The following is a 25,642-nucleotide window of genomic DNA, read 5'->3' on the forward strand; positions in this document are numbered from 1 at the left end:
ACCAGGTCAGCGGCCTGAAGAACGGTGACAGCGCCGGCTCGATCCTGACCGGCGGGCTGAACCGCGACGCAGGCGAGAACGTGGGTGTGTATGGCATCAACCAGGGCGGCCTGGTGCTGACCAGTGGCAACTATGACCTGGCCTACCAGGGTAATGACCTGACCATCACCAAGGCGCTGCTCAACGTATTCGCCGATGCCAAGAGCAAGCAGGTCGGCACCGCCGACCCGGCGCTGACCTATCAGGTTTCCGGCCTGAAGAATGGCGATAGCGCCGGTCAGGTGCTCGCCGGCGGGCTCGGTCGGGTGGGCGGCGAAGCCGTAGGCCAGTACGACATCCTCCAGGGTGGGCTTGCCCTCACCAGCGGCAACTACCAGCTCAACTACCAGGGCAACCTGCTGAGCATCCTGCCGCTGCCGGTCACGCCGGGCGACCTGGGGCAACTGGCAGCGCTCTCCGACTTGCGCGAACTGCAGAAGGGGCGCGATCCGGATACCCCCGGGGATGCGGTCTACCGCACCACCACGCTGGAAAACCCGTTCCTCGAAAACCCGTTCCTGCGCGCCTACGCTCTGGGCATGGACGTCAGCGATCCTAACCTGCTGCCGGCTACCGCGGCGGGTCCGGCGGAGGACGCCAGCGCCAAGCGGGTGGGGCAGTTCACCGATCGTCCGCTCAGGGCAGAGGCCGAGAGTGGGGCGGGTTGCTCGAACCAGAGCTACCTGGCCGACTACTGGAGCTGCTTCAACAAGCCTCTGAATTTCTAACCCTTTTCGCAATGCGCACTATCGTCTCCGGGCGGTAGTGCGTCATCTGCCCGAGGTGAATGATGAAACCTTCGCAATGGACGCTTCGCTGGGTGACGCTCTGTGGCTGCGGGATGCTGGCAGCTTCCGCCGCCGCCGTGGAGTTGCCAGGGACTGTACAGCCATCCCAGCTCGATGAACGCTTCAAGCCCCGCAGCGAGCCGCAGGCCAAGCCCGAGGCGCCGCTGGTGGTGCCCAAGCAGGTCGCGCCGCAAGGCAGCGAACAGATCCGCTTCGAACTGCGCGAGATACGCATCGAAGGCAACACCCGCTATGACAAGGCGGTGCTCGAGTCCTATTACCAGCATATGCTCGGCAAGCAGGTGTCCCTGGCCGAACTGGTCGACCTGGCCAACCGCCTCACCGCCAAGTACCGCCAGGACGGCTACCTGTTGACCCAGGTAGTGGTGCCGGAGCAGAGCATCGAGGGCGGCAAGGTACGCCTGCAGGTGATCGAGGGTTACCTCGAACACGTGCAGATCAAGGGAACCGTCGATGGGCCGCGGGTGCGGGTGGAGGAACTGCTCGCACCGCTGACCGAAAAACGTCCGCTGGATGCCGATACCCTGGAGCGCGGCCTGCTGCTGGTCGGCGACCTGCCGGGGGTCAACGTGCAGAGCGTGCTCAGCCCGGGTCAGGCGCTGGGCTCGTCGAACCTCGACGTGGCCTTGCAGCAGCAGCGATACGAAGGCTTCGTCAGCCTCGACAACCGCGGTTCGCACTACACCGACCCGACCACCCTGGCCTTCGGCGCCACCGAGTTCTCCCGCCTGGGCTTCTACGAGCAGATCGACGTGCTCGGTGCGATCTCGCCGTTCAGCGATGCCACCCGCTACATCCAGTTGCGCGGCACGTTGCCGCTGGGCGGCATGTTCGCCGGCGATACCCTGCAGATCATGGGTTCCTATTCGAAGGTCAACCCGGACATCCCGGACTCGGTATTCCCCTTCGACAGCGTCAGCAAGAGCACCGAAGGCAGCATTTCCTACAACCATCCCTTCATCCGCTCGCGCTCGCAGAACCTGAGCGGCGGCCTGGCGTTGCAGTGGAAGGATACCGAGACCCGCCTGCGCGACTTCGCCAGCGACGCCTCGAACCCCGGTCGTGACCATGTGCGGGTGTTCCAGCAACGCCTGACCTATGACTGGGTCGACCGCTGGATGGGCATCAACCTGGCGGAGGTGCGCAACAACATCGGCCTGGACATGTGGGGCGCGACCAAGAAGGACGATGAACGTCGTTCCCGCGAAGTGGCCGACGGACGTTTCGTCTATCTCAACGGCAACATCGGGCGTCTGCAAGGGCTCGGCGGACCCTGGTCGGTGTATGGCGAGTTGCAATGGCAGTACAGCTTCGACCCGTTGCTGCCGAGCGAGCGCTTCGGCGTTGGCGGCAGCGGGATCGGTCGCGGCTTCGCCCCGGGCAACATCACCGGTGACCGTGGCTTCGCCCTGAAGCTCGAACCGCGCTATGGCCAGGCGGTGGGCTATAGCTGGCTGCGCAGCTACCAGGCCTACGCTTTCTACGACTGGGGCAAGACCTACAACCTCGACGTGGACGATGACGAGCAGCAGAAGCTCGGCTCGATCGGTGCCGGGGTGCGCTTCAACCTCACCGACCAGTTGTCGTTCAACCCGGAGATTGCCCGCCAGGTCATCGGCGAGCCAGCCGACCAACGCGATGGGAAGCGCGAGACGCGGGTCCTGTTCAACGTGGTGGCGCGCTTCTGAACCCTGCCGGCCTCCGTTCCGGAGGCTGCTGACGGAGCCCCTCTCCGGTTCTGCGGAGAGGGAGGTCCGTGCTCAATTCCGAGTGTTTTTCTCAAACTTTCGATTTCTTCGATTCTTCATATCGATGCCGTCAATCCGTGTCGAGGTCGGTCGGAGAGGCGTATTCTTGCTGTAACTGCTGTGCTAGAGCGGTTATTCGCACTATTTCAAACGTCGATGAATACTATTGGCGCGCTTCGTTTTCCAATCGAGTTTCCCGAACAGAGAATGGCCCCACGTAACGAATATCTGGAGCCGCTGCCATGAAACGCCCGCTGATCCTCGCCATCGCCCTTGCTACCCTGACCGCCAATGCCGCCTTCGCCGCACCGCGGGTCGAATCCATCGCCCTGCGCGGTGCCCAACAACTGATCGCCTCCGACGGTTCCGACCGTACCCTCGAGCGCCTGCGCAAGACCCAGGCGCCGCGCGTCCAGGAAGAACGCCGGGTCGCCGAAAGCGGCAGCGAGCAGACCATCGATCGCTTGCACCGCGACATGACCAGCCGCGAGGCGCGCCTGGCCGAGAACGGCAGCGAACAGACCGTCGACCGTCTGCACAAGGACATGGGGCGCGTCGATCTGCGCCTGGCCGACAACGGTAGCGAGCGCACCGTCGACCGCCTGCATCGGGAGATGCGGCGCCCCGCCTGACACCGCGGATCACGCCGCAAGGTGCGAGAAAAGCCCGGCTCGATGCCGGGCTTTCTTATTGCCGAGAAGGTGCGGTGTTCCATGGGGAGGACGGATAACGCCCCAGGCGTTATCGCCGATACGCCGCTGTCGGGGCAGCGACGCGCGACGGCATTGGCCTCAGTGCAGGCGGTCGCGTTGCGCCAGGCTAGGGAACAGCTTCATCCATGCTCCGGTGACCACCAGGGTGCCGATCCCGCCGAGGACCACTGCCGGTACCGTGCCGAACCAGTGTGCGGTGAGCCCGGACTCGAACTCGCCGAGCTGGTTCGAGGCGCCGATGAACAGGCCGTTCACCGCGCTGACCCGGCCGCGCATCTCGTCGGGGGTCTCGAGCTGCACGAAGGCGCCGCGGATGACCATGCTGACCATGTCCGCGGCGCCGAGTACCACCAGCACGCCGAGGGACAGCCAGAACGATTTCGACAGGCCGAAGGCGATGGTTGCCAGGCCGAAGATGCCCACGGAGAGGAACATGATCCGCCCGACGTTGCGTTCGATGCTGAAGTGCGCCAGCCAGAACGACATCGCCAGGGCGCCCACCGCTGGAGCCGAGCGCAGCAGGCCGAGGCCCCAGGGCCCGGTGAGCAGGATGTCCTTGGCGAACACCGGGAGCAGGGCGGTGGCGCCGCCGAGGAGCACGGCGAACAGGTCGAGGGAGATTGCGCCGAAGATGTCCGGTCGGCTGCGGATGAAACGGATGCCGGCGAGCAGCGAGTCGAGGGTGGCCTTGCCCTGGGTGAGCGGCTGGTTGCGTACCGGCAGGCTGAGCGTCAGGACGCAGGCGAGGACGTAGAGAGTCGCGGTCGGCACGTAGACCCAGGAGGCACCGAACGCATAGAGCAGGCCGCCGAGGGCCGGGGCGGCAATGGTCGCCGCCTGCATCGCCGAAGCCGAAGCGGCCACCGCGCGCGGGAACAGCCCGGCCGGTACCAGGTTCGGCAGCAGCGCCTGGGTGGTCGGCATTTCGAAGGCGCGGGCGGTACCGAGGGCGAAGGCGAGGACGAAGATCATGTTGCGGGTGATCTCTCCCGAAGCCGCGCCGAGCACCAGTGCCACCGCCACCAGGGCCTGGCCGGCCTGGCAGAGGGCGGCGATCCTGCGTCGGTCGTAGCGGTCGGCAACATGCCCGGTGTGGAGCATGAACAGTACCCGCGGGAGGAATTCGACCAGGCCTACCAGGCCCAGGTCGAGGACATTGCCGGTCAGTTCGTAGATGTGCCAGCCGATGGCCACGGTGAGCATCTGGAAGCCGCTGGCGGTGCAGACGCGGGCCAGCCAGAAGGCGAGGAAGGGACGATGGCGGAGCAGGGAGCTGGGTTGGCTGGACATGCTGGGGTCGGGCGTTTCGAGAGGAGGGCGGAGAGTAACATGTGGTTACCTCTTGGCTGTTGCCATTGCCGAAATCGAAGATTCAGAGAAGCGCACGAAAAGGTTGGAGCCGGCCTGGCAGGCGACCAAAGTCGAGTGTCCATGGGGCCTTCCAGCGGTAGACGGGACTTTTCCTCGGGTGCGACTTGTCGCTAAAATTAACTCCTGAGTCAGGTTTTTCCGCCTGCGTGCTCCACTTCGTCCGTCCGGACGAGCTGTTCAAGCCTGAATAACGACATGGGTGGGAACCGTACCACCCAGAGGAACTTGCATGTCCAACCGTGATATATCCCGGCGCGCCTTTCTCCAGGGCGGGTTGATCGCCGGCGTGGGTGTCACCCTGGCGCCGCTCGGCAGCCAGGCGTTCGCTGCCTTGTTCGAGAACCAGGTGACCGTTTCCGCCCAGCGCTGGATGGCGGGCAACGGCCAGGTCCGTTTCCGTAACGACGCCTTGTCCAAGGTTTGCGGCAACAAGGTGTTCGCCCGCGATATCCGCGCCAGGGACATGCCCGGCTGGCCGCAGCAGCAAGGCCACGCCATGTTGCTGAAGACCGTTCGCGCCGACCGCATCTACGAAGGCCACGACCTTTCCTGGCTGGGCGCCGAATTGCAGCCGGACCGTATCGTCACCGCCGCCGACCTGGAGAAGGACGGCATCGTCTTCCCCGAGGCGCATTCGCCCGATCCGCTCCTGCCGCCGGGCAAGGTGCCGATGTTCATCGGCCATCCGGTGGCGATCCTGATCTGGAACGACTTCGAGCGCTTCCGCCGGGCCAAGCTCAAGCTCAAGTTCAACGACAAGGCGATCCGCTATGGCGCCCAGGCCCCGCTGTACCAGGGCGATCCCTACGGCAGCTATCGCTTCGTCCGGGTCGGCGGCAAGACGCCCTACGAGGACGACGAGTTCTCCAGCCTGAAGGACTCGATGCTGTTCCCCACCATCCTCAACCGCAAACCGGTATGGACCCGCGAGCCGAAGCTGCACGGCGACCTCACCGAGCAGGGGTTGTTCCATGCCAAGCGCATGGCCGAGCAACTGGAAAACCCGCCGCAGGACTGGCTGGTCTTCGACGAGCGCTACAAGACCCCATCGATCGAGCCGGCGGCATTGGAGCCGGACAACGGCAACGGCTGGTACGACGCGGCCAGCAAGACCTTGCACTTCGTGGTCGCCACCCAGTGCCCGTTCGAAGTCGCCTACGAAAGCGTGCACATGATCAAGCCGTCGCGCTTCGCCCTGGAGAAGCTCAACATCCATCCGGGCTATACCGTCGGCTACGGCTCCAAGGACAACAACATCTTCGTCTTCTATGCCGCGCTCGCCGCGCTGTATGGCGAGGGTGTGCCGGTGCGCCTGGCCAATGACCGCTACGAGCAGTTCCAGAGCGGCATCAAGCGCCACCCGTTCGACATCCGCTACCAACTGGCGGTAGACAGGAACGACCTCGGCTTCCGCATCTTCCGCGCCGACATGAGCGCCGACGGCGGCGGTCGCGCCAACTACAGCGCCTCGGTGGCGGCGGTGGGCGCCACCGCCGCGCAGTCGATCTACTACATGCCGCAGAACGACCTGGCGGTCACCGCCTATCATTCGCGCGGCGTGGAGGCCGGCTCGATGCGCGGCTACGGTACCCTGCAGACCATGGCCGCGACCGAGATGATGGTCGACGAGATCGCTGGCCGGCTGGGCGTCGACGCCATCGACCTGCGTCGTCGCAACGCTCTGCGCTCGGGCATGAAGAACACCCAGGGCGCGGTCCCGGCCGGTGCCCTGCGCCTGCACGAGATCCTCGACAAGGCCGCTGCCCACGAGGTGTGGAAGGACCGCGACGCACGCAAGAAGCGCTTCGACGCGGAGGACCCGGACAACTGGTATGGGGTCGGCTTCGCCATTTGCCAGAAGGACTTCGGCACCGGTGCCGAGGCGCCGATGGCGAGCATCGAGTTCAGCGCCGACGGGCGCATCAGCCTGCGCCACATCGGCACCGAGATCGGTACCGGGATGTCCACCTCGCAGGCCTTCGTGGTCGGCGACTTCCTCGGCCGTCCGGCGGACGAGGTGAAGACCGCCGAGACCGAATGGCCCGAGCTGCGGCTCACCACCAAGGGCAATCCCTACCTGATGAGCCAGGCCGAGCAGGACGCCGCGCTACGCGATCCGCGCTGGGTCGGCAAGCTGGCCTCGCCGTCGTCGGCGACCAACTCGGCGTTCTATTTCAGCCACGCCACCCGCGAAGCCGCGCGCGTACTGTTCAACCACGGCCTGTGGCCGGCGGCCCTGGCGCTGTGGCGCAGCGGTCCGTTCGGCGGCCAGGCCAATCCCTATGTGGTGCGCCGCGAAAACGCGGTATGGGTCGACGGCCAGTTGACCGGCAACGGCCTGGCGCCGATTCCCTTCGCCGAGCTGGCGAAGAAGGCCCACGAGATGGGCCTGGTCACCGGTGTCAGCGTCCACGGCTTCAACCGCTGGAGCTGGGCCGAGGCGGACTTCGTCATCGATGGCGTGCGCGAACGCCTGCCGCTCGACGCCATGGCGGTGAAGTACGGCGACGGCGCGCCGGGAGTGAAGAAGGCGATGATGAACAGCGCCGGCTTCCACCTGCTCGACCGGCAGAATCCGGCTTATCCGGCGACCCAGCTGAACAACGCGATGGTCACCTACTACAGTCCGGTGGCGACCCTGGTCGAGCTGAAGGTGAACAAGGGCAGCGGCGAGGTGCAGGTGCTCGACCACCATTCCTGGATCGAGTGCGGCCGGGTGCTGGTGCCAGAGCTGGTCAAGGGCCAGCTGGAGGGCGGCATCGCCATGGGTATCGGCCATGCGCTGCTGGAGGAAATGCCGCTCTACGAGGGCGGCCCCGCGGAAGGGGACTGGAACTTCAACCGCTACCGGTTGCCGCGGGCGAAGGACGTGGCGGTGTGGAACCAGACGGCGGAGATCCTCCCGCCGCTGTCACCGACCGATCCGGCCAAGGGCATCGCCGAGGTGGTGATGATCCCGGTGGTCGGCGCCATCGCCAACGCCGTGGCGCACGCCACCGGCAAGCGCGTCCGCGACCTGCCCATCACTCCCGCCCGCATCAAGGAGGCCCTCCATGGCTAACCGCAAGCTCCAGATGACCCTCAACGGTCAAGCCGTCGGTCCGGTGGAGGTCGCCGAAGACCTGCCGATGATCGACTACCTGCACGAATACCAGAACCTCACCGGCTCGCGCCTGGGCTGTGGCCAGGGCATCTGCCATGCCTGCGTGGTGATCGTCGACAATCCGGACGGCACCAGCGAGGAAGTGCGCACCTGCATCACCGGCGCGCACTACTTCGACGGCAAGAAGGTTCGCACCATCGAGGGCCATGCCCAGCGCGACGAGAACGGCGACATCCGCGAGCTGAACCCGATCCAGCAGAAGTTCGTCGACCAGTTCGCCTTCCAGTGCAGCTATTGCGCGCCGGGCTTCGTCAACGCCGCCACCGTGCTGGTGGAAAAAGCCCAGCGCCAGCCGATCAAGCGCAGCGAGCTGGAGCAGGCGATCGAGGACAGCCTCGGCCATCACATCTGCCGTTGCACCGGCTACGTGCGCTACTACAGCGCCACCCGCGACGTGCTCGACGAACTCGGCCTGGTCAAGGAGGCTTGAGGATGAAACGCACCCTTTCCGGCCTCGCCCTGGCGCTGGCCGCGCTGTCGCCGTTCTTGGCCTCCGCCGCCGGCGCCGACGCGGCGCTGGTCAAGCGCGGCGAATACCTCGCCCGCGCCGCCGACTGCATGGCCTGCCATACCGCCGAGGGCGGCGCGCCGTTCGCCGGCGGGCTGCCGATCCAGTCGCCGTTCGGCACCATCTACGGCACCAACATCACCCCGGACAAGGAACACGGCATCGGCGCCTACAGCGCCGACGAGTTCTTCGCCGCTCTTACCGAGGGCAAGCGCAAGGACGGCGCCTACCTCTATCCGGCGATGCCCTACACCTCCTATCACCTGATCGAGCGCGAGGATGCCGACGCCATCTACGCCTACCTGATGGCCCAGGAGCCGATCGCCCGGCCGGCGCCGCAGACCAGCCTGAGCTTCCCGTTCAACGTGCGCATGGGCCTGGCCGGCTGGAACCTGCTCTACGGCAAGAGCGTGCGCTTGCAGCCGGAGGAAGGGCGCAGCGAGGCCTGGAAACGCGGGCAGTACATGGTCGAGGTGCTCGGCCACTGCGGCGAGTGCCATACCCCGCGCAACCTGGCCGGCGCCCTGGAGCAGGACAAGCGCCTGAGCGGCGGCCTGCTCAACGGCTACCTGGCGCCCAGCCTGCTGCCCGGCGACCTTGCCGCGCGCGGTTGGACCCAGCCGGACCTGGCGAGCTTCCTCAAGCACGGCATGAGCGCCCAGGGCAGCATGTTCAACGAGATGTTCCCGGTGGTGCACCACAGCACCCAGCACCTCGACGACGGCGACCTGGCGGCCATGGCCACCTACCTGCTCGGCGACCAGCCGCCGCCGGCCAAGGTGGTCCAGGCGCTACCCGAGGCGCAGCTGAACGACAGCGGCAAGCGCGGTCGCCAGCAGTACCTCAACGTCTGCGCCGGCTGCCACGGCGGCGAAGGCGAGGGCAAGCCGCATATCGCGGTGGCGATGAACGGCAACACTACCCTGCGCCTGCAAGACCCGCGTAATCTGTTGCGAGTGATCGAAGACGGCATCGTCGAACAGCAGTTCACCGGCTTCGAACGCATGCAACCGATGCCCGGTTTCGCCGGGAAACTCGACGACGAGCAACTCACGGACCTGCTCAACTACCTGCGCCAGACCTGGGGCGGATTGCCCGGTGACCTCGGTCCCCAACAGGTCGCGCAATTGAAGACGGAGAGCGCTTCGGTGCATACCGTCAAGGTGAAGTGAATCGTGCAACACCTCGATCTACAGGTGGTCCGCCAGGCGCTGAAGTGGTCCGTGGGCGGCGAACGGGTGTGGTTCTGTACCGTGCTCACGACCTACGGCTCGGCGCCCCGCGCGCCGGGATCGCTGCTGGCGGTGAACGCCAGCGGTGAATGGATCGGCTCGCTGTCCGGCGGCTGCGTCGAGGATGATTTCCTCGAGCGGGTCGCCGCCGGCGGTTTCCCCGAGCCCTCGGTGATCGTGCGCTACGGCGAGGGTGACGACCCGAACTCGAACGTGCGCCTGCCCTGCGGCGGCATCCTCGACGTACTGGTGGAAAACCTGGCGCCGGACTGCGACGTCCAGGCCCATCTGCGCGAGCTGGAGTCGGCGTTGCTTGGCCAGCGCCGCCTGCTCCGCGAGGTCGAACTGGGCAGCGGCGCGCGCAGCCTGCGCGACGATTCCAGCCACGGCCCACGGGCGGAACGCGACGGCGAGCGCGTGCGCCTGCGCGTCGGTGCCGCCCAGCGCCTGTTGCTGGCCGGCTATTCCAGCGTCGCCCATGCCTGCGCCGAGTTCGGCAAGGGCCTGGGCTTCGAGGTGATCCTCTGCGACCCGCGCGAAGAAGCCTTGCGCGGCGTGCTGCTGGAGGGGATCGAGATCCGTCGCGAGCTGCCCTCGCTGTTCATCGCCGACGGCGGTTGCCACGCCGATACGGCGGTGGTGGCGTTGACCCACGATCCGAAGATCGACGACCTGGCGATGCTCGAGGCGGTGCGTACCGAAGCTTTCTATATCGGCGTGATGGGGTCGCGGGCGACCTCGGAGAAACGCTTCGAGCGCCTGCGGCGCATCGGCGGCCTGGGCGACGCCGAACTGGCGCGGATCCACGCGCCGATCGGCCTCAACCTGGGGAGCAAGACGCCGGCGGAAATCGCCCTGGCGGTGCTGGCGGACATTCTTCGCATCCGCAACGGCATTCCCCGCGAGCGGCTCTGATGGTCGCCGCCGACGAGGTGCTGTGCCTGGTCCTGGCGGCCGGGCAGGGGCGCCGTTTCGGCAGCGACAAGCGCCTGGCGCGCCTGGCTGATGGCACGACCCTGCTGGCGGCCAGCGTGGCGCGGGCGCGCGAGGCGTTCGCCGAGGTGCGGGTGGTGGTGCGTGCCGGAGACACCCCGGCGAGCCTGGGCCTGCCGGCGCAACAGCGGCTTGTCCACAGCCTCGACGCCTCGTCGGGCATGGGCCACAGCCTGGCCGCCGGCGTCGCGGCGGCGAGGAACAGCCCGGCCCGGGCCATCGCCGTCCTGCTCGGCGACATGCCCTGGATCGCCGCCGATACCCTCGAGCGTCTGGCCGCGATGGCCACTCCCGAAGCCATCGTGTTTCCCCTGTACGACGGCCAGCGCGGTCATCCGGTGCTGTTCGGCCGCGCTTTCTGGGACGCGCTTGCGCAACTGGACGGCGACCAGGGCGCGCGCCGCGTGCTGCTGGCCCATCGTCCGGCCTGGCGCGAGGTACCGTGCGACGATCCGGGCGTACTCCGCGACGTGGACACCCCGGCGGCGCTCGGCTGACTATTTTCCCGCTTTCAGGATCACGAACTTCGGATTCGCCGCGACCTGCTCGACCCCGCGGAACAGCCGCTTGAGCTTGGCGTGGTAGCCCAGGTGGCGGTTGCCGACGATCCACAGTTCGCCGCCCGCCGCCAGGGCATCGCGAGCCTGGAGAAACATGCGCCAGGCGAGGAAGTCGCCGACCACCTGCTGCTGGTGGAACGGCGGGTTGCACAGGACCAGGTCCAGCGAGCCCGCCGCCTGGCCGGCCAGGCCATCGTCGGCGCGGAACGTCGCCGGCCGCTCGCCCAGCGCTGCTTGCCAGTTTTCCCGTGCCGACTGCACGGCCATGTACGACTCATCCACCAGGGTCAGCTCGGCCTGCGGGTTGAGCAGCGCGTAGGCGATGCCGAGCACCCCGTTGCCGCAGCCCAGGTCGGCGGCGCGTAGCGCGCCGAGGCTGCGCGGCAGGTGCGGGAGGAAGGCGCGGGTGCCGATGTCGAGACCTTCTCGGCAGAATACGTTGGCGTGGTTGAGCAGCGTCAGCGGCGGCTGCTCCAGGTGATAGCGGGTCGGATAGGGCGAGCGCGGTTGCGGGCGCTCCGCTGCCTCGGCGATCAGCAGGCGGGCCTTCTTCACCGCCAGCGAAGCGTGCATCGGGCCGATGTAGCGTTCCAGCAGGTCGCCGGCGGCGCGTGGCAAGTGCTTGACCATCCCCGCGGCGACGACCTGCGCGCCCGGTGCCAGTTGGCCGTGCAGGCGGATCAGTTGCTCCTCCAGCAACGCGAGGGTCTTCGGCACCTTGACCAACACGTGATCGAAGGGCCCCACGGCGGTTTCGCTGGCCGGGACGAAGCGCACCGAGCCCAGGTCGAGGCCGTTGCGCGCGAGGTTCTTGCGCAGGGCAAGGAAGCCCAGGTGCGAATCGCCGCTGCTGGTGACCTGGACGTGCGGCGCCAGGCTCGCGGCGAGGGCGCCGAAGGCGTCGTTGAGGACCAGCACCCGGCATTGCGCCGTCACGCCCCGTTCGTGCAACTGGTTGAGCAGGTATTCGTCGGCGGCGTCGAACGCCTGGAGGGGCTCGCCGTCCTGCTCGGGCTGGCGGACCAGATCGAGCTGGGCGAAGGGGGTGGCGAATAGAGGCATCGGGTTCCCGGCGGGGCGAATCCCGCTCGTCAATTAACAATCTGTCGAAACTGAGAGCTGGTTGGAGTTCTCCAGCTTGTGCGGCACACGGATATGCCGAAAAATTCTTTACCCGGCTCTGGTTAGTCGTTTCCTTACCGACGAGTCATCCAGCCGGGCACGCCAATAATAACCGGGCTAGGGCTTCGATAGCGCCTGTCATGACCCGGTAGCGCCTGGACGGGCGCCTTCGCCACTTCGAGCGGCGACCGTCACCCAACCCGTTTTCCGAACGAGACCCGTGCGAGCCGTCGCGGGGCTCGTCGTTGCCATCGCACAGGTACATCGATGTTCAAGCCGTTTGTCGGTGTGGCGCTCGCCGCACTGTTCGCCGTTTCCGCCGTCGCCCATGCCGAGGACGCCGGCCCGATCGTGATCAAGTTCTCCCATGTGGTCTCCGACGACACGCCCAAGGGCAAGGGGGCGCTGTTGTTCAAGAAGCTTGCCGAGGAGCGTCTGCCGGGCAAGGTCAAGGTCGAGGTCTACCCCAACTCGACGCTGTTCGGCGACGCCGACGAGATCGAGGCCCTGCGCGCCAACAAGGTGCAGATGCTGGCCACCTCGCTGTCCAAGTTCGAGCCCTATACCAAGCAACTCCAGGTGTTCGACCTGCCGTTCCTGTTCGATGACCTGGAGGCCCTGAAGCGTTTCCAGAAGCGCGACAAGAGCCGCGAACTGCTGCGCTCCATGGCCAAGCACGGTATCTATGGCCTGGCCTACTGGAACAACGGCATGAAGCAGCTTTCCGCCACTCGCGAGCTGCACCGGCCGGACGATGCCAAGGGCCTGGTCTTCCGTATCCAGCCGTCGTCGGTGCTGGAAGCGCAGTTCGCCATGCTCGGCGCCACCGCCAAGCAGTTGTCCTACGCCGAGACCCTCAAGGCTATGCAGGCCGGCAGCGTGCAGGGCACCGAGAACACCTGGTCGAACCTCGCCGGACAGAAGATCGACAGCGTGCAGCCGTACATCACCGAGACCAATCACGGCGCGCTCAGCTACATGCTGATCACCAGCTCGGCATTCTGGACCAGCATCCCCTACCAGACCCGCACTGAACTGGAGAGCATCGTCGACGAGGTCACCCTGGTGGTGAACAAGGAAGCCGAAGCGCTGAACCAGAAGGAGCGCGAGCACCTGCTGGCCGCCGGCAAGAGCCGCCTGGTCAGCCTCAGCGCGGAAGAGCACGAGGCCTGGCGCAACGCCATGAAGCCGCTGTGGAAGAACTACGAGGCGCAGATCGGCAGCGACGTGCTGCGTGCGGCCCAGGTGGTCAACCGCAAGCGCTGATCGGCCGCTGGCTATTCCCGTCAGCGGGGATAGCCACAAGCCTTGCGGGTGTTTCTGCCGGGTGCTTTGCGGGACACTAGGGGAGTATCGGTATCCGGAGCGGACCATGACCGCCAGCGAAGAGAAATTCACCCGCCAGACGCTGCTCGACGTGCAGCCTCTGACTCCCAACCTGTTCACCCTGCGTACCAGCCGCGACGCGGGATTCCGGTTCCGCGCCGGGCAATTCGCCCGGCTCGGCGTGTACAAGCCCAGCGGCAGTATCGTCTGGCGCGCCTACTCGATGGTTTCGGCGCCTCATGACGAATTCCTCGACTTCTTTTCCATCGTCGTCCCGGACGGCGAGTTCACCAGCGAACTCAGCCGCCTGCGCGAGGGCGACCAGTTGCTGGTCGATCGCCAGGCCTTCGGCTTCCTCACCCTCGACCGCTTCGTGGATGGTCGTGACCTTTGGCTGCTGGCCACCGGTACCGGTGTGGCGCCGTTCGTCTCGATCCTGCAGGACTTCGAGGTCTGGGAGCGCTTCGAAAGCATCAAGCTGGTCTACAGCGTGCGTGAGAGCAAGGAGCTGGCCTACCGCGAGCTGATCGCCGGCCTCGCCGAGCGCGAATACCTGGCCGAGCATGCCCACAAGCTGCAGTTCATCCCGGTGGTGACCCGCGAGCAGGTACCCGGTTGCCTGAACGGACGTATCACCACGCTGATCGAGAACGGCGATCTGGAGCGTGCCGCCGACCTGGAACTGACCCCGGAGCATTCGCGGGTGATGCTCTGCGGCAACCCGCAGATGATCGAGGACACCCGCGCCGTGCTGAAGGCTCGCGGCATGAACCTCAGTCTGACCCGGCGCCCGGGGCAGGTGGCGGTGGAGAACTACTGGTAGGTGCGTGCCCGCGCAGTAGCGGCGGATAGCGCCGCCGCCCGGCCTGTTGTCCGGCAATGAAAAAGGGCCCGTTCGGGCCCTTTTTCATTGTTCCGCCGACGCGATCACGACTTGTTCTGCTGGGCTTTCAGCAGGTCGCGGATCTCGGTCAGCAGGGTTTCCTCGGCACTCGGCACTGGCGGTTCGGACGGCGCGACGGCTTCTTCGCGCTTGAGGCGGTTGATCGCCTTGACCCCCATGAAGATGGCGAAGGCCACGATGACGAAGTCGAGTATGGTCTGAATGAACTTGCCATAGGCCAGCACCACCGCCGGCACGTCGCCTTCGGCGGCCTTCAACGTTATCGCCAGGTCGGAGAAGTCGACTCCGCCGATCAGCAGTCCGATCGGCGGCATGATCACATCGCCCACGAAGGACGAGACGATCTTGCCGAAGGCCGCGCCGATGATGATACCGACAGCCATATCCACGACATTGCCCTTGACGGCAAAGGCTTTGAATTCACTCAGAAGACCCATGGGTTCACTCCCTGTATTTCGCTAATAGGTAAAGGCAGTCTAATGCAGCCTTCGGCAAGTTGCTCAGGCTGGAAGATTGGTGTTTTGGTTCCCCCCGGCAACGCGAAAATTCGCAAGGCATACGTTTGCGTCGGGTCTTGTGGGGAGAAACGAAGTTTAGAGGAAAAACATTACACTCATGTCGATTTTCAGGAATTCGCCAAGAAAGAAGACAAAGCAACTTCGGCAACTTGGAACTGCGCCATGCAGATGCCGGAAGTTGAAGTTGGAGTGGCGAGGTTCTCCGACCTAACTTCGCAGGCAAATAAGAAGGTGAACTCGTTTACCGGCGAGCGGACTGCGAGTGCCTGGTGCATCAGCGCGGGCTTTCTTCGGCTGGCGGTCTTTTTTATTTCTTTTTACGATTCATGGGCGCATTGATATTCCTAATCGGCGCGGTGAGGTTTTTCAATTTAGCGTCGCCGGCGGCGCTCCTTACCTTGGTCGGGCGCAACAAGACGCCTGACAAGCCATTAGGAGCTCTTCCATGAACCCTTCCCTGAACGCCTTCCGTCCCGGCCGCCTGCTGGTGGCGGCAAGCCTGACCGCCAGCCTCCTGTCGCTGTCCGTGCAGGCCGCGACCCTGACCCGTGACAACGGTGCGCCAGTGGGCGACAACCAGAACTCGCAGACCGCCGGGCCCAACGGTTCGGTGCTGCTGCAGGACGTGCAACTGCTGCAGAAGCTGCAACGTTTCGACCGCGAGCGCATTCCCGAACGCGTGGTGCATGCCCGCGGCACCGGCGCCCATGGCGAGTTCGTCGCCAGCGCCGATATCAGCGACCTGAGCATGGCCAAGGTCTTCCGCAAGGGCGAGAAGACCCCGGTATTCGTGCGCTTCTCCGCTGTGGTGCACGGCAACCACTCCCCGGAAACCCTGCGCGATCCACGCGGTTTCGCCACCAAGTTCTATACCGCAGACGGCAATTGGGACCTGGTGGGCAACAACTTCCCGACCTTCTTCATCCGCGATGCGATCAAGTTCCCGGACATGGTCCATGCCTTCAAGCCGGACCCGCGCAGCAACCTCGACGACGACTCGCGACGCTTCGATTTCTTCTCCCACGTGCCGGAGGCGACCCGCACCCTGACCCTGCTGTATTCCAACGAGGGCACCCCGGCCAGCTACCGGGAAATGGACGGCAACAGCGTGCATGCCTACAAGCTGGTCAACGCCAGGGGCGAAGTGCACTACGTGAAGTTCCACTGGAAGAGCCTGCAGGGCCAGAAGAACCTCGATCCGAAACAGGTGGCGGAAGTCCAGGGTCGCGACTACAGCCACATGACCAATGACCTGGTGAGCGCGATCCGGAAGGGCGACTTCCCGAAATGGGACCTGTACATCCAGGTGCTCAAGCCCGAGGACCTGGCGAAATTCGACTTCGATCCGCTGGACGCGACCAAGATCTGGCCGGGCATTCCCGAGCGCAAGATCGGCCAGATGGTGCTGAACCGCAACGTCGACAACTTCTTCCAGGAAACCGAACAGGTCGCCATGGCACCGTCGAACCTGGTGCCGGGCATCGAGCCTTCCGAGGATCGCCTGCTCCAGGGACGGCTGTTCGCCTACGCCGACACCCAGATGTACCGGGTCGGCGCCAACGGCCTGGGCCTGCCGGTCAACCGCCCGCGCAGCGAGGTCAATACCGTCAACCAGGACGGCGCGCTGAACGCCGGACACAGTACCAGCGGGGTGAACTACCAGCCGAGCCGGCTCGATCCGCGCGAGGAGCAGGCCAGCGCCCGCTACGTGCGGACCCCGCTGAGCGGCACCACCCAGCAGGCGAAGATCCAGCGCGAGCAGAACTTCAAGCAGACCGGCGAGCTGTTCCGCTCCTACGGCAAGAAGGACCAGGCCGACCTGATCGCCAGTCTCGGCGGGGCGTTGGCGATCACCGACGACGAGAGCAAGTACATCATGCTTTCCTACTTCTACAAGGCTGACAGCGACTACGGTACGGGCCTGGCCAAGGTGGCCGGGGCCGATCTGCAGCGCGTCCGGCAACTGGCGGCGAAGCTCCAGGATTGATCGCAACCGGGGCGGCCATCCAGGCCGCCCTTCCTCTATCGGTTTGGCGGGAGATGACGACGATGCGAGGTTGGATTCTGGCAGGCTTGCTGCTCGCGGCGCTGGCCGCGCAGGCTGGCGAGGTGCATGGGGTCGAGGTCGAAGCGCGGTTGCGCGACTACTTCTTCGATGCCGCCCGACGCGGTGACCAGGCCATGCTGAAGGAATTCGTCGAGGCCGGCTTCGACCTCGATGTGCAGGATGCCAAGGGCTATACCGCGCTGATCCTGGCCGCCTACCACGGCCATGGCGGAGCGGTGGAACAATTGCTGGAGGCCGGTGCCGACCCCTGCGTCCAGGATGCGCGCGGCAACACCGCCCTGATGGGCGCCATCTTCAAGGGCGAGGTCCGCATCGCCCGGCGCCTGATCGGCGCGCAATGCAGCCCCGACCAGCGCAACGGCGCAGGGCAGACCGCGGCCATGTACGCGGCGCTGTTCGAGCGCGAGGAGCTGCTCCAGGCGCTGTCGGCGCGCGGTGCCGACCTTGGCGCCCGCGATGCGCTGGGCAACAGCGTGGAAAGCCTGCGACGCGGCGAACTGAACGGCACTGCGGCGGCGAAGTGATCGGGGGCAATGTTCGGAGGAGGCCTGCTGGGCTAGTCTGGATGTGTCGTATACAACGTCAGAGGAGGTCCGTCATGCCGCTCGAGCAACATCCGCTTTCCCGGGAGTTTCCGGATTTTCATGCCGAACTGAAGCAACTTCATGGCAACGACGCCCACTTCACTCGCCTGGCGACGGACTATGAGAGCCTCGACAAGCGCATCTACGAGGTCGAGGGCGGTCGCGAACCCCTCGACGACCTGGCGCTGCAGGGGTTGAAGCAGCAACGGGTGCAACTCAAGGACGAAATCGCCGAGAGGCTGAGGAAGGCCAACGGAAAAGGCCATTGATTCATTCACGACAACGGTATGAAAAAGGGCGCCTCCGGCGCCCTTTTTCATGTGGGCATGCTCAGAAGGCGCCGCCGAAACGGAAACTCTGTCCGACCGCGACGAAACACAGGCCCACCAGGGTGATCGCGGCGATGTGCCAGCCCAGCTTCGGCAGGCTCTCGGCGTCCAGGTTCGGGATCAGGCGCAGGCGCGCATGCACGCCCAGGGCGGCGGTCGCCGCCAGGAGCAGCAGCTTGAGCTGCAGGGCACGGGCCACCGGCGTGGCGCCGAACCAGTGGTCGAACGGCAGCCACAGGCTGGCCAGCCACAGGCCGCTGACCACCTGCAGCAGCAGGGCGGGGATGCCGATCCGCTCGTAGACCTGCTCGAAGGCGCGGATCGCCTGGGGATCGCGGCGGCGCAGGGCGCCGGGGAGGATGCCGAGGGCCAGGACCAAGTGGCCGCCGACCCAGATCGCGGCACCCAGCAGGTGCAGGAACAGCAGTGTGCGCATGGAAGTCTCCTTGTCCGGCCATCAGTGTCGCGCGAAGCGCGGTCGATCGAGGCTGATCGGAATCAAGCCAGCGGCTATCATCTGCGCTTTGCCCGCGAGAGGAGTTCCCATGGCCAAGGCCAAGCGCATGTACGGCTGCACCGAGTGCGGCGCGACCTTCCCGAAATGGGCCGGCCAGTGCGCGGACTGCGGGGCCTGGAACACCCTGGTGGAGACCGTCGTCGAGGCCGCGCCGAGCGGCTCCGGGCGCGGCGGCTGGGCCGGCCAGCAGGCCAACCTGAAGACCCTGGCGGAGGTCAGCGTCGAGGAGATGCCGCGCTTCACGACCGGTTCCACCGAACTGGATCGGGTTCTCGGCGGCGGCCTGGTGGACGGGTCGGTGGTGCTGATCGGCGGCGATCCCGGCATCGGCAAGTCGACCATTCTCCTGCAGACCCTTTGCAACCTGGCCAGCCGCGTCCCGGCGCTGTACGTCACCGGCGAGGAATCCCAGCAGCAGGTGGCGATGCGCGCGCGGCGCCTGTCGTTGCCGGAAGACAAGCTCAAGGTGATGACCGAGACCAGCATCGAGACCATCATCGCCACCGCGCGCCAGGAGCAGCCGCGGGTGATGGTGATCGACTCGATCCAGACCATCTTCACCGAGCAGTTGCAATCGGCGCCGGGCGGCGTCGCCCAGGTCCGCGAGAGCGCCGCGATGCTGGTGCGCTATGCCAAGCAGAGCGGCACGGCGATCTTCCTGGTCGGCCACGTGACCAAGGAAGGCGCCCTGGCCGGCCCGCGGGTGCTCGAACACATGGTCGACACCGTACTGTATTTCGAAGGCGAGTCAGACGGCCGCCTGCGCCTGCTGCGGGCAGTGAAGAACCGCTTCGGCGCGGTCAACGAACTGGGAGTGTTCGGCATGACCGACAAAGGCCTGAAGGAAGTGAGCAACCCTTCGGCGATCTTCCTCACGCGGGCCCAGGAAGCGGTGCCCGGCAGCGTGGTGATGGCCACCTGGGAAGGCTCGCGGCCGATGCTGGTGGAGGTCCAGGCGCTGGTCGACACCAGTCACCTGGCGAATCCGCGGCGGGTGACCCTGGGCCTCGACCAGAACCGCCTGGCGATGCTGCTGGCGGTGCTGCACCGGCACGGCGGTATCCCGACCTACGACCAGGACGTGTTCCTCAACGTGGTGGGTGGGGTCAAGGTGCTGGAAACCGCCTCCGACCTGGCGTTGATGGCGGCGGTGATGTCCAGCCTGCGCAACCGCCCGCTGCCGCACGACCTGCTGGTGTTCGGCGAGGTCGGGCTGTCCGGCGAGGTGCGTCCGGTGCCGAGCGGCCAGGAGCGCCTGAAGGAAGCCGGCAAGCATGGTTTCAAGCGTGCCATCGTACCCCTCGGCAACGCGCCGAAGGAGGCGCCGGCGGGATTGCAGGTGATCGCCGTGACGCGCCTCGAGCAGGCCCTGGACGCCCTCTTCGAGTGATCCGCCTCAGTCGTCGTGGGCGCTGACCAGCAGGGCCAACTCGCGCTCGAGGAGTTCCTCGTCGCCCAGGTTCAGTTCCACCAGGCGGCGCAGGTGGCTGATGGAGTCGAGGTCGATGTGCTGGCATTCGAAGCCGAGCAGGCCGTCGCGAGCCCAGGCCAGGCTGATCTCCATGCGGATCAGTACATCCAGGCCCAGGTACAGGCGGGCCTCGAAGGGCCGTTGCGGGTCGCCGTTCCAGTCCTGCGGCTGGCCGACCAGGATGCCGTGCAGGGAGACGTCGTGGAGCAAGACCTCCCAGCGCCGTTCTCCCTGGAGGATCTCGCTGTCGGCGTCGAAGGCGATCCGGTGGAAACGTCGACGTTCGTCGTGCTGGTCACTCATGTCGCGATCCCTCGGTGCGCGCTGCTGGATACCACTATAGCCAAGCCATGCCGGCGGGGAAGTGGCGGAATTCGATCGGCGGTGCCGTCCGTCCCCGCCTGTGCGGCTGGATCGGCGGCATGTGTCCGAGTTTGACAGTTCGTCAAGTCTCGCCAAAGCTGCTAAAGCGTTTTTCTCCAAAATACAACTGCGGAGCGCAGACATGGACAAGCGACTTTTGAGCAAGGGGTTGGTTCTGGGGCTGCTGAGCCTGGGCAGCATGACGGCACACGCCGACGCGGCAGGCGGTAATGGCTGTGGTTGGGGCAACATGGTGTTCGAGGGCCAGCGCGGCCTGTTCCCGCACCTGCTGGCCACCACCACCAACGGTACCTCGGGCAACGCCACCTTCGGCATGACCTCCGGGACCAACGGTTGCAACACCAATGCACGCCTGGGCTACGGCGGCCGCTCGATCTTCGCCATGAACGGGATGCTCGACAACATCGCCGAGGACATGGCCAAGGGCCAGGGCGAAGCGCTCGACGCCTATGCCGTGCTGCTCGGCGTGGAAGCCAAGGACCGGGCGCACTTCGCCCAGGTCACCCAGCAGCATTTCGGCGAGATCTTCGCGAGCAAGGATGCGACGGGCGAGCAGGTCCTGAGCAACACCCTGGCGGTGATGAGTCGCGACGGCACCCTGGCGCGCTACGCCAAGCAACCGGCCTGAGATTTCAGGCCCAGGAAAGAGCCCGCTACGGCGGGCTTTTTCGTGTGCGCGGCCTGCCCGCCGGAGGTTGCCGCCTCCGTTGCCACGGCAGACGAACGGCTTGGGCATACGGCGTTTTCCCAGGGCGCTTCCTACGGAGAGGGCAAGGCCGCGCCGAAGTGTTTTCGCCTGGCCGGCCCTTGTCGGCCATGGACTTTTCCGGCGGATTCCTGCGACATTGCGCCTACCGCCATCGTGCGGTAACCGCTCTAGACTAAGGTCGTATGACCCCTGGTCGGTTCGCGGCTAGAATTTTCGCTGCAGAACTGCGCCCTCCATCTGTCGGAAGCCAAACACTATGAACAATAACAATAGCCTGCTACGTCACCTCGCCTGGCTGGTGGTGGCGATCGTGGGCGCCGCGGCCCTGGGCGTCGTCGCCCTGCGTCGTGGCGAAGCGATCAACGCCTTGTGGATCGTGGTGGCGGCGGTGGCCATCTACCTGGTCGCCTACCGTTACTACAGCCTGTTCATCGCCAGCAAGGTGATGCAACTGGACCCCAACCGCGCCACTCCCGCGGTACTCAACAACGATGGCCTGGACTACGTCCCGACCAACAAGCACATCCTCTTCGGCCACCACTTCGCCGCCATCGCCGGCGCCGGTCCGCTGGTCGGTCCGGTCCTTGCCGCGCAGATGGGCTACCTGCCCGGCACCCTCTGGCTGATCGCCGGCGTAGTCCTCGCCGGCGCGGTGCAGGACTTCATGGTCCTGTTCATCTCCAGCCGCCGCAACGGCCGCTCGCTGGGCGAGCTGGTGCGCGAGGAAATGGGCCAGGTGGCCGGGACCATCGCGCTGTTCGGCGCCTTCCTGATCATGATCATCATCCTCGCGGTGCTCGCGCTGATCGTGGTGAAGGCTCTGGCCGACAGCCCCTGGGGCATGTTCACCGTCCTCGCGACCATTCCCATCGCGCTGTTCATGGGCGTCTACATGCGCTTCATCCGCCCCGGCCGGATCGGCGAGATCTCGATCATCGGGGTGTTCCTCCTGCTCGGTTCGATCTGGCTCGGCGGGCAGGTCGCGGCCAGTCCGGAATGGGCGCCGCATTTCACCTTCAGTGGAATCCAGATCACCTGGATGCTGATCGGCTACGGCGCCGTCGCCTCGGTACTGCCGGTGTGGCTGCTGCTGGCGCCGCGCGACTACCTGTCGACCTTCCTCAAGATCGGCACCATCATCGGCCTGGCGATCGGCATCCTGATCGTCATGCCGGAACTGAAGATGCCGGCCCTGACCCAGTTCACCGACGGCACCGGCCCGGTCTGGAAAGGCAGCCTGTTCCCGTTCCTGTTCATCACCATCGCCTGCGGCGCGGTGTCCGGCTTCCACGCGCTGATCTCCTCGGGGACCACGCCGAAGCTGCTCAACCGAGAGCCCGACGCCCGCTACATCGGCTACGGCGGCATGCTGATGGAGTCCTTCGTGGCGATCATGGCGATGGTCGCCGCCTCGGTGATCGAGCCGGGCATCTACTTCGCCATGAACAGCCCGCCGGCGGTGGTCGGCGCCGACGTCAACGCGGTGGCCGCGACCGTCAGCAGCTGGGGCTTCGCCATCACGCCGGAGCAACTCACCCAGACCGCCCAGGACATCGGCGAGACCACCATCCTGGCCCGTGCCGGCGGCGCGCCGACCCTGGCGGTGGGGATCGCGCACATCCTCCACCAGGTGCTGCCGGGCGAGAACACCATGGCCTTCTGGTACCACTTCGCGATCCTCTTCGAGGCCTTGTTCATCCTCACCGCGGTGGACGCCGGCACCCGTGCCGGGCGCTTCATGCTGCAGGACCTGTTGGGCAACTTCGTGCCGGCGCTGAAGAAGACCGAGTCGTGGACCGCCAACATCATCGGCACCGGCGGCTGCGTGGCGCTGTGGGGCTGGCTGCTGTACCAGGGCGTGGTCGACCCGCTCGGCGGGATCAATACCCTGTGGCCGCTGTTCGGCATTTCCAACCAGATGCTCGCCGGCATCGCGCTGATGCTCGCCACCGTGGTCCTGATCAAGATGAAGCGCCAGCAGTATGTCTGGGTCACCATCCTGCCGGCGGCCTGGCTGCTGATCTGCACCACCACCGCGGGCCTGATCAAGATCTTCGACAGCAACCCGGCGGTCGGCTTCGTCGCCCTTGGCGAGAAGTACGCCACCGCGCTGGATGCTGGCCAGGTGCTGGCGCCGGCCAAGGATATCGGCCAGATGCAGCACGTGGTGCTGAACGCCTACATCAACGCCGGTCTGACCGTGCTGTTCCTGCTGGTGGTGTTCAGCGTACTGTTCTACGCCATCAAGGTCGGCATCGCGGCCTGGGGCAAGAGCGAGCGGACCGACAAGGAAACCCCGTTCGAGCCCATTCCCGACGCCTGACCGGCCGCGCTCCCCGGTTCGCCGGGGAGCCTTAACGAGGAACTCGCCATGTTCAACGACCTCAGCCGCATGGGCAAATACCTGGGCCAGGCCGCCCGGATGCTGGTCGGCATGCCCGACTACGACACCTATGTCGAGCACATGCGCAACAAGCACCCGGACAAGCCGGTGATGACCTACGAGGAGTTCTTCCGCGAGCGCCAGGAGGCGCGCTACGGTGGCGGCAAGGGTCGGCCGATCCGCTGCTGCTGAATCCCCATCCTTCCGCGGGCCACGTCTGACGTGGCCCGCGTCTTTTCTGGAAGTTGCGCATGTCCGAAGTAGCCAACGACAACCACGCCCCGATCCCCGTCACCGTGCTCACCGGCTTCCTCGGCGCCGGCAAGACCACCCTGCTCAAGTACCTGCTGCAGGCCGAGCACGGCATGAAGATCGCGGTGATCGAGAACGAGTACAGCGAGACGCCGATCGACGGCCAGTTGCTCGGCGTCGAGCCGGTGCAGGTGATGACGCTGTCCAACGGCTGCGTCTGCTGCTCGATCAACACCGACCTGGAAAAGGCCCTGTTCCTCCTGCTGGAGCGCCGCGACAACGGCGAGATCGACTTCGACCGCCTGGTGATCGAGTGCACCGGCCTGGCCGATCCGGCGCCGGTGGCGCAGACCTTCTTCGCCGACGAGGAACTCTGCCAGCGCTACGTGCTGGACGGCATCATCACCCTGGTGGACGCCGCCAACGCCGAGCGTCACCTGCAGGAAACCATCGCCCAGGCCCAGGTCGGCTTTGCCGACCGCATCCTGGTGAGCAAGACCGACCTGGTCGACGCCGCCACCTTCGAGGCCCTGGGCCAGCGCCTGCAACGGATCAACCGGAGGGCGCTGGTGCATGTGGTCGAGCACGGCCGCATCGACCTGGCGCACCTGCTCGACGTACGTGGCTTCAACCTCAACGCCGACCTCGGTCCTGGCATCGGCCTGCGCCCGCTGCGAGCGGTGGCAGCCAAGGACAGCCGCGATCGCATCGGCACCCTGGTACTGCGCAGCGACACGCCGCTCGATCTCGAAAGGCTGAGCGAGTTCATGGACGACCTGTTGCAGTGGCATGGCAATTCCCTGCTGCGCTACAAGGGCGTGCTGAACATCGCCGACGAGCCGCGTCGCCTGGTGTTCCAGGGCGTGCTGCGACTCTACGGCTTCGACTGGGATAGCGAGTGGCGGGACGACGAGGCGCGCGAGAGCGTGATCGTGTTCATCGGCGACAACCTGCCGGAGGACAGTATCCGCGAGGGCTTCGAGCGCATCGTCGAAGGCCGCTGAGGCGCATCGACGTCAAAGGAGCGTGGAAATGGACAGGGAGGCATTGATCGGCGCCTGGCGGGACTGCATCCGTGGCGCGGACAAATCCTGGGTGCTGTTCGCCCAGGGCACTTGCGTGATCCTCACGCAGCCGGAGCCGGACCTCGCGGCCCAGGCGCGGGCATTGCTGGCCGAGTGGGGAGCGGTACAGGTCGGCACGCCGGCGGGCGACTTCGGCGTGATTACCCTGGACAACGGCCGCGGCTGGGGGGTGACCGGGCATCACCCGGACATCCTTACCTTCGTCCCTCGCGAGGAACTGGAGGAGGACGCCGGCGAGCTGCTCGTCGGCATGCACGGCCGCTCCCGGCGGGGCGAGGATGCCGAGGCCTTGGCGGTGATCCATGTCGAGGACCGGCGATAACGCTACCCGGCGCCTCCTCCCTCGGAGGAAATGAAAAAGCCCGGCATTTGCCGGGCTCTTTCGTCTTGCCTTGTCGCTTAGTTGCCGTAGACCGGGAACTTGGCGCAGATCGCCTTGACCTTCTCGCGTACGCCGTCGACCACGGACTCGTCGCCCATGTTCTCGAGGATGTCGCAGATCCAGCCGGCCAGCTCGCGGCACTCGGCTTCCTTGAAGCCGCGGGTGGTCACGGCCGGGGTACCGATGCGCAGGCCGGAGGTGACGAACGGCGAGCGCGGGTCGTTCGGGACCGAGTTCTTGTTCACGGTGATGAACGCGCGGCCGAGGGCGGCGTCGGCGTCTTTGCCGGTGATGTCCTGCTTGATCAGGGAGAGCAGGAACAGGTGGTTCTGGGTGCCGCCGGAAACCACGTCGAAACCGCGGTCGAGGAAGACCTGGGCCATGCTCTGGGCGTTCTTCAGGACCTGCTGCTGGTAGGTCTTGAACTCCGGCTGCAGGGCTTCCTTGAAGCACACCGCCTTGGCCGCGATCA

25 protein-coding genes and 1 pseudogene are annotated in these 25,642 nt (G+C 66.0%); 20 read left to right on the plus strand and 6 right to left on the minus strand.

The features are described 5' to 3' along the window. The 3 genes from HMPREF2914_RS12175 to HMPREF2914_RS12185 all read left to right on the plus strand — a co-directional run. The coding region (locus tag HMPREF2914_RS12175; protein ID WP_034002612.1) for an MBG domain-containing protein at positions 1 to 767 on the plus strand (767 nt) is incomplete at its 5' end. A gap of 62 nt (positions 768 to 829) precedes the next feature. Beyond that, entirely contained in the window at positions 830 to 2,536 is a 1,707-nt protein-coding gene (gene cdrB, locus HMPREF2914_RS12180) for a two-partner secretion system transporter CdrB (protein ID WP_003094915.1), read from the plus strand. 302 nt (positions 2,537 to 2,838) lie between these two features. Beyond that, entirely contained in the window at positions 2,839 to 3,228 is a 390-nt protein-coding gene (locus HMPREF2914_RS12185; RefSeq protein ID WP_003106768.1) for a hypothetical protein, read from the plus strand. Positions 3,229 to 3,387: 159 nt separating this feature from the next. On the opposite strand, the gene HMPREF2914_RS12190 is transcribed toward HMPREF2914_RS12185, so the two are convergent. Then, a complete protein-coding gene (locus HMPREF2914_RS12190; RefSeq protein ID WP_003094912.1) occupies positions 3,388 to 4,599 on the minus strand; it encodes an MFS transporter in 1,212 nt (403 codons plus the stop codon). 310 nt (positions 4,600 to 4,909) lie between these two features. Between HMPREF2914_RS12190 and HMPREF2914_RS12195 the strand changes: the two genes are divergently transcribed. From HMPREF2914_RS12195 to HMPREF2914_RS12215, 5 genes are read left to right on the plus strand one after another with little or no spacing between them, the layout of a single operon-like run. After that, a complete protein-coding gene (locus HMPREF2914_RS12195; RefSeq protein WP_003135031.1) occupies positions 4,910 to 7,741 on the plus strand; it encodes a xanthine dehydrogenase family protein molybdopterin-binding subunit in 2,832 nt (943 codons plus the stop codon). Then, positions 7,734 to 8,273 carry a (2Fe-2S)-binding protein gene (locus HMPREF2914_RS12200; protein WP_003094903.1) on the plus strand — a complete coding sequence of 180 codons (540 nt, stop codon included), beginning with the start codon at positions 7,734 to 7,736 and terminating at the stop codon, positions 8,271 to 8,273. The genes HMPREF2914_RS12195 and HMPREF2914_RS12200 overlap by 8 nt, the downstream gene beginning before the upstream one ends. Before the next feature lie 2 nt (positions 8,274 to 8,275). After that, positions 8,276 to 9,523, plus strand: a complete 1,248-nt coding sequence (locus tag HMPREF2914_RS12205; protein ID WP_003141588.1) for a cytochrome c — start codon at positions 8,276 to 8,278, stop codon at positions 9,521 to 9,523. Between the two features lie 3 nt (positions 9,524 to 9,526). After that, the gene (locus HMPREF2914_RS12210; protein ID WP_023092947.1) at positions 9,527 to 10,498 is read left to right on the plus strand and encodes an XdhC family protein; all 972 of its coding nucleotides are present in this window, start codon (positions 9,527 to 9,529) and stop codon (positions 10,496 to 10,498) included. Next, positions 10,498 to 11,073, plus strand: a complete 576-nt coding sequence (locus HMPREF2914_RS12215) for a nucleotidyltransferase family protein (RefSeq protein ID WP_003094898.1) — start codon at positions 10,498 to 10,500, stop codon at positions 11,071 to 11,073. Before HMPREF2914_RS12210 ends, HMPREF2914_RS12215 begins: the two co-directional genes overlap by 1 nt. Here the strand turns inward: HMPREF2914_RS12215 and HMPREF2914_RS12220 are convergent, their stop codons facing one another. Then, positions 11,074 to 12,198, minus strand: a complete 1,125-nt coding sequence (locus HMPREF2914_RS12220) for a methyltransferase (protein WP_003135023.1) — start codon at positions 12,196 to 12,198, stop codon at positions 11,074 to 11,076. A gap of 327 nt (positions 12,199 to 12,525) precedes the next feature. Between HMPREF2914_RS12220 and HMPREF2914_RS12225 the strand changes: the two genes are divergently transcribed. Both HMPREF2914_RS12225 and HMPREF2914_RS12230 read left to right on the plus strand, forming a co-directional pair. Continuing rightward, a complete protein-coding gene (locus tag HMPREF2914_RS12225; protein ID WP_003094894.1) occupies positions 12,526 to 13,524 on the plus strand; it encodes a DctP family TRAP transporter solute-binding subunit in 999 nt (332 codons plus the stop codon). A 106-nt stretch (positions 13,525 to 13,630) separates the two neighbouring features. Continuing rightward, entirely contained in the window at positions 13,631 to 14,407 is a 777-nt protein-coding gene (locus HMPREF2914_RS12230) for a ferredoxin--NADP reductase (RefSeq protein ID WP_003110878.1), read from the plus strand. Positions 14,408 to 14,511: 104 nt separating this feature from the next. Here the strand turns inward: HMPREF2914_RS12230 and mscL are convergent, their stop codons facing one another. Beyond that, complete coding sequence (gene mscL / locus HMPREF2914_RS12235; protein ID WP_003094890.1) at positions 14,512 to 14,925, minus strand: large-conductance mechanosensitive channel protein MscL; 414 nt, start codon at positions 14,923 to 14,925, stop codon at positions 14,512 to 14,514. Between the two features lie 42 nt (positions 14,926 to 14,967). Between mscL and HMPREF2914_RS32750 the strand changes: the two genes are divergently transcribed. The 4 genes from HMPREF2914_RS32750 to HMPREF2914_RS12255 all read left to right on the plus strand — a co-directional run bounded on the left by HMPREF2914_RS32750 (position 14,968) and on the right by HMPREF2914_RS12255 (position 17,927). Beyond that, positions 14,968 to 15,345, plus strand: coding sequence for a hypothetical protein (locus tag HMPREF2914_RS32750; protein WP_171889766.1), 378 nt, complete (start codon positions 14,968 to 14,970; stop codon positions 15,343 to 15,345). 106 nt (positions 15,346 to 15,451) lie between these two features. Next, entirely contained in the window at positions 15,452 to 16,993 is a 1,542-nt protein-coding gene (gene katB / locus HMPREF2914_RS12245) for a catalase KatB (RefSeq protein WP_003094881.1), read from the plus strand. A gap of 53 nt (positions 16,994 to 17,046) precedes the next feature. Continuing rightward, positions 17,047 to 17,598, plus strand: a complete 552-nt coding sequence (locus tag HMPREF2914_RS12250; RefSeq protein ID WP_023875993.1) for an ankyrin repeat domain-containing protein — start codon at positions 17,047 to 17,049, stop codon at positions 17,596 to 17,598. 74 nt (positions 17,599 to 17,672) lie between these two features. Next, positions 17,673 to 17,927 (plus strand): HP1242/YdcH family protein, encoded by a 255-nt coding sequence (locus HMPREF2914_RS12255; RefSeq protein WP_003094873.1) that lies wholly within the window; start codon positions 17,673 to 17,675, stop codon positions 17,925 to 17,927. A 61-nt stretch (positions 17,928 to 17,988) separates the two neighbouring features. Here the strand turns inward: HMPREF2914_RS12255 and HMPREF2914_RS12260 are convergent, their stop codons facing one another. Next, positions 17,989 to 18,423 (minus strand): CopD family protein, encoded by a 435-nt coding sequence (locus HMPREF2914_RS12260; protein ID WP_003110876.1) that lies wholly within the window; start codon positions 18,421 to 18,423, stop codon positions 17,989 to 17,991. Positions 18,424 to 18,532: 109 nt separating this feature from the next. Here HMPREF2914_RS12260 and radA point away from each other — a divergent pair, with 109 nt between their 5' ends. Continuing rightward, the gene (gene radA, locus HMPREF2914_RS12265; RefSeq protein WP_003094867.1) at positions 18,533 to 19,894 is read left to right on the plus strand and encodes a DNA repair protein RadA; all 1,362 of its coding nucleotides are present in this window, start codon (positions 18,533 to 18,535) and stop codon (positions 19,892 to 19,894) included. A gap of 6 nt (positions 19,895 to 19,900) precedes the next feature. On the opposite strand, the gene mapZ is transcribed toward radA, so the two are convergent. Then, positions 19,901 to 20,278: a cyclic di-GMP-binding protein MapZ gene (gene mapZ / locus HMPREF2914_RS12270; RefSeq protein ID WP_003094864.1), complete on the minus strand. Its 378-nt coding sequence runs from the start codon at positions 20,276 to 20,278 to the stop codon at positions 19,901 to 19,903. A 202-nt stretch (positions 20,279 to 20,480) separates the two neighbouring features. Between mapZ and HMPREF2914_RS12275 the strand changes: the two genes are divergently transcribed. The 5 genes from HMPREF2914_RS12275 (at position 20,481) to HMPREF2914_RS12295 (ending at position 25,110) form a co-directional block, all read left to right on the plus strand. After that, positions 20,481 to 20,987 carry a DUF3015 domain-containing protein gene (locus HMPREF2914_RS12275; RefSeq protein ID WP_003094862.1) on the plus strand — a complete coding sequence of 169 codons (507 nt, stop codon included), beginning with the start codon at positions 20,481 to 20,483 and terminating at the stop codon, positions 20,985 to 20,987. A gap of 337 nt (positions 20,988 to 21,324) precedes the next feature. Then, entirely contained in the window at positions 21,325 to 23,391 is a 2,067-nt protein-coding gene (locus HMPREF2914_RS12280; RefSeq protein ID WP_003094859.1) for a carbon starvation CstA family protein, read from the plus strand. A 48-nt stretch (positions 23,392 to 23,439) separates the two neighbouring features. Then, positions 23,440 to 23,643, plus strand: a complete 204-nt coding sequence (locus HMPREF2914_RS12285) for a YbdD/YjiX family protein (protein ID WP_003094856.1) — start codon at positions 23,440 to 23,442, stop codon at positions 23,641 to 23,643. Between the two features lie 59 nt (positions 23,644 to 23,702). Beyond that, positions 23,703 to 24,707, plus strand: a complete 1,005-nt coding sequence (yjiA, locus tag HMPREF2914_RS12290) for a GTPase (protein ID WP_003094852.1) — start codon at positions 23,703 to 23,705, stop codon at positions 24,705 to 24,707. 22 nt (positions 24,708 to 24,729) lie between these two features. Further along, positions 24,730 to 25,110, plus strand: a complete 381-nt coding sequence (locus HMPREF2914_RS12295; RefSeq protein WP_023443564.1) for a hypothetical protein — start codon at positions 24,730 to 24,732, stop codon at positions 25,108 to 25,110. Positions 25,111 to 25,187: 77 nt separating this feature from the next. Here the strand turns inward: HMPREF2914_RS12295 and glyA are convergent. Further along, positions 25,188 to 25,642: pseudogene (glyA, locus tag HMPREF2914_RS12300) on the minus strand (serine hydroxymethyltransferase); the annotation flags it as partial.

It is taken from the genome of Pseudomonas sp. HMSC067G02, from assembly GCF_001813485.1.
GTDB lineage: Bacteria > Pseudomonadota > Gammaproteobacteria > Pseudomonadales > Pseudomonadaceae > Pseudomonas > Pseudomonas aeruginosa.